Origin of the sequence: Synechococcus sp. R55.7, from assembly GCF_047461955.1 — a bacterium.
Lineage (GTDB): Bacteria > Cyanobacteriota > Cyanobacteriia > Thermostichales > Thermostichaceae > Thermostichus.
Map to the genome: position 1 here is coordinate 1 of NZ_JANSIC010000111.1, position 3266 is coordinate 3266.

1 protein-coding gene is annotated in these 3266 nt (G+C 60.2%); it reads left to right on the forward strand.

The features are described from left to right. Positions 1-127 precede the first annotated feature (127 nt). Positions 128-2917: a cation-translocating P-type ATPase gene (locus NW820_RS07430; protein WP_414407124.1), complete on the forward strand. Its 2790-nt coding sequence runs from the start codon at positions 128-130 to the stop codon at positions 2915-2917. Positions 2918-3266 lie beyond the last annotated feature (349 nt).

The following is a 3266-nucleotide window of genomic DNA, read 5'->3' on the forward strand; positions in this document are numbered from 1 at the left end:
CTGAAGATGATCCCAGCCGCTGGCGCCAGAAGAGCTATGGCCCGAACAACTGGGGAGATGACAAGAATCCTCCCCCTCGAGGGCGGGGAGTATGTCAAAATGCGGCAAGAACCCTCGAGTGGTCGCGATGATCCCACCGGATGGATCCCCCCTTGCTTCTGTTCCTGCCTGGCATAGCCTCACCCTTGCCGCCGCCATCCAGAAGTTGCAGACCGATCCCGATCGCGGCCTCACCACTCAGCAGGTAATCCAGAGGCAGCGGGAGTATGGCCCCAATGAGCTGATCACCTCCTCTGGCCGTAGCTCCTGGCAAGTCCTGCTGGATCAATTCCGCAACGTCATGCTGCTGATGCTGATCGCCGTAGCGGCGATCTCGGCCACTTTGGACTTGCAAGAAGGCGAGTTTCCCAAAGATGCCCTGGCCATTTTGTTGATCGTTGGCCTTAACGGTGGCCTGGGCTATTTGCAAGAAAGTCGGGCGGAAAAAGCGCTGGCGGCCCTGAAAAAACTGGCCTCCCCTACTGTGCGGGTGGAGCGGGATGGCCTGTGGCAAGAAGTTCCAGCCAGCCAACTGGTGCCGGGGGATCGCGTGCTGCTGGAGGCGGGGGTGCAGATCCCAGCCGATGGGCGCTTGGCCGAGGCCGTGAACCTGCAGGTGCGGGAAGCAGCTTTGACCGGAGAAGCCACCCCTGTAACCAAACAGGCAGATTGCGTACTCCCGCCGGACATCGAGCTGGGGGAACGGCGCAACATGGCCTTCATGGGCACCGAAGTGATTCAGGGGCGAGGGATCCTCTTGGTTACTGCCACCGGCATGAACACGGAGCTGGGCAAGGTGGCGAAGCTGCTACAAACGGTGGAAAACGAGCCCACTCCCCTGCAGCGGCGCATGAGCCAACTGGGCAATGTGCTGGTGTCGGGATCCCTGGCTTTGGTGGCCCTGGTGGTGGGGATAGGGCTGCTGCAAGCCAGGAGTATGGCCCCTTTCACCTCGCTTCTGGAAACCTCCTTGAGCATGGCCGTGGCCGTGGTACCAGAGGGGCTGCCTGCGGTGATCACTGTCACCCTGGCTATTGGCACCCAACGCATGGTGCGCCGCCACGCCCTGATCCGCCGCCTGCCGGCAGTAGAGACCCTGGGATCCGTGACCACCATCTGCTCCGACAAAACCGGCACCCTCACGGAAAACAAAATGGTGGTAACCGACATCATTACCCCCGACCGCCATTACCACGTCAGCGGCACCGGTTACATTCCCAAGGGATCCTTCTACTGCGGCGGCCAGCCCATAGATCCCGGGAGCGCCCCGGATCTGCAGGCCATCTTGCGGGCCGTGGTGTTCTGCAACGATGCCCTGTTGCAGGCCAGTCTCCAACCTGTTGCCGGGCGTAACCCTCGGTCTGCAGTTTCTTCCCCCCCTTCAACGCCCACCTGGTCCATCCTGGGGGATCCCACCGAGGCCGCCCTGCTGGTGGCAGCCGCCAAAGCCAACCTCCACAAAGGCTCCCTACAGGAGCGCTACCCACGGGTGCAGGAGCTCCCCTTCAGCTCGGAACGCAAGCGCATGAGCGTGGTGATCCAAGAAAACGGCGGCTACTGCGTCTACACCAAGGGATCCCCAGAGCTGGTGCTGGAGCGGTGTGATCGTATCCAGAAAGGGGGCACTTGGCAGGAGCTGTCGGAAACCGATCGCCAAGCCATCCTCGGCACCAACAACCGCCTGGCCGCCCAAGGTATCCGGGTTCTGGGGGTAGCCACCCAGAGGCTAGAGCGGATCCCGGACAACGGGGAAGAGGTGGAGCACAACCTGGTTTGGCTGGGCTTGGTGGGGATGCACGATGCTCCGCGACCAGAGGCGCGAGAGGCCGTGGCCCGCTGCCGAGAAGCTGGGATCCGCACCCTGATGATTACCGGCGATCATCAGCTCACGGCTGTGGCCATTGCCCGGGAGTTGGGCATTCTCGAGTCGGAGGATCAGGCGATTGACGGGCGTACCCTCTCCCGCTTGAGTTTCGAGGAGCTGCTGCAAACGGTACAAACCGTCAGGGTCTATGCCCGCGTCGCCCCCGAACACAAGCTGCGCATTGTCCAGGCCTTGCAAAAGCAAAACGAGTTCGTGGCCATGACCGGGGATGGGGTCAACGACGCCCCTGCCCTGCGCCAAGCGGATATTGGCATCGCCATGGGCATCACGGGCACCGATGTGAGCAAAGAGGCCAGCGATATGGTGCTGCTGGACGACAACTTCGCCACCATCGTGGCAGCCATTGAAGAAGGGCGAGTGGTCTACAGCAACATCCGCCGCTTTGTGAAGTACATTTTGGGCAGCAACATCGGTGAGGTGCTGACAGTGGCTGCTGCCCCCATCCTGGGCTTGGGGGATGTGCCGCTGACACCCCTACAGATCTTGTGGATGAACTTGGTGACCGATGGCCTGCCCGCTCTGGCCTTGGCTTTGGAACCGGCGGAGCCAGGGGTGATGCAGCGCCCCCCCTTCAACCCCAAAGAGAGCATCTTCGCCCAGGGGCTGGGAGCCTACATGGTGCGCATCGGCGTGGTTTTTGCCATCTCCACAATCCTCATGATGGCCATTGTGGAAGCCTACATCCCCCACTGGCGCACAATGGTCTTCACCACCCTGTGTATCGCCCAGATGGGCCATGCGCTGGCCGTGCGCTCCAACGAGAAGCTCACCATCGAGACCAACCCTTTTTCCAACCCCTACCTGCTGGGCGCGGTCCTGACCACTCTGCTCTTGCAATTGGCTCTGCTCTATGTGCCTTTCTTGCGCAGCTTCTTTGGCACAGAGGAGCTAACCCGCACTGAACTTTTGATCTGCTTGGGCTTTAGCACCGTGGTTATGGTCTGGGTGGAGTTGGAAAAACTCTACTGCCGCTGGCGCAAGGGATCCCGCTGAATCTTCACAATTATTTTTCACAATAAAGCATCTTCACAATAAAGAGTCTCTCTCCCTACTGCACCCAGAAACAAAGCTTTGAGCCAAGACTCATTTCCCCAAAAAGCCACTCTTGAGGAATCCTGCCCATTGCATAGAGGCCATTTCCGCAAGTTAGCTGAGCTTCCCCTTTTGACCTCCAAGATAAGCTGGAAAGACTTGCTGGGATACTGTGGAAAGGGGGCAGGAATCTCTGGGTTCTATGCACAGAGAGCTATGGGCGGTAGGGAAAACGGTGGGCCTGGTGGATCCCTCTGGCCTTGCCTTTTGGCTGCTGGGATCCCTCTTCTTGGCTCTCCTGCTGCTTGGC

Excerpts from the sequence above, each read along its gene's own strand:
- NW820_RS07430 (WP_414407124.1), top strand. The coding sequence starts at position 128 with ATGATCCCACCGGATGGATCCCCCCTTGCTTCTGTTCCTGCCTGGCAT.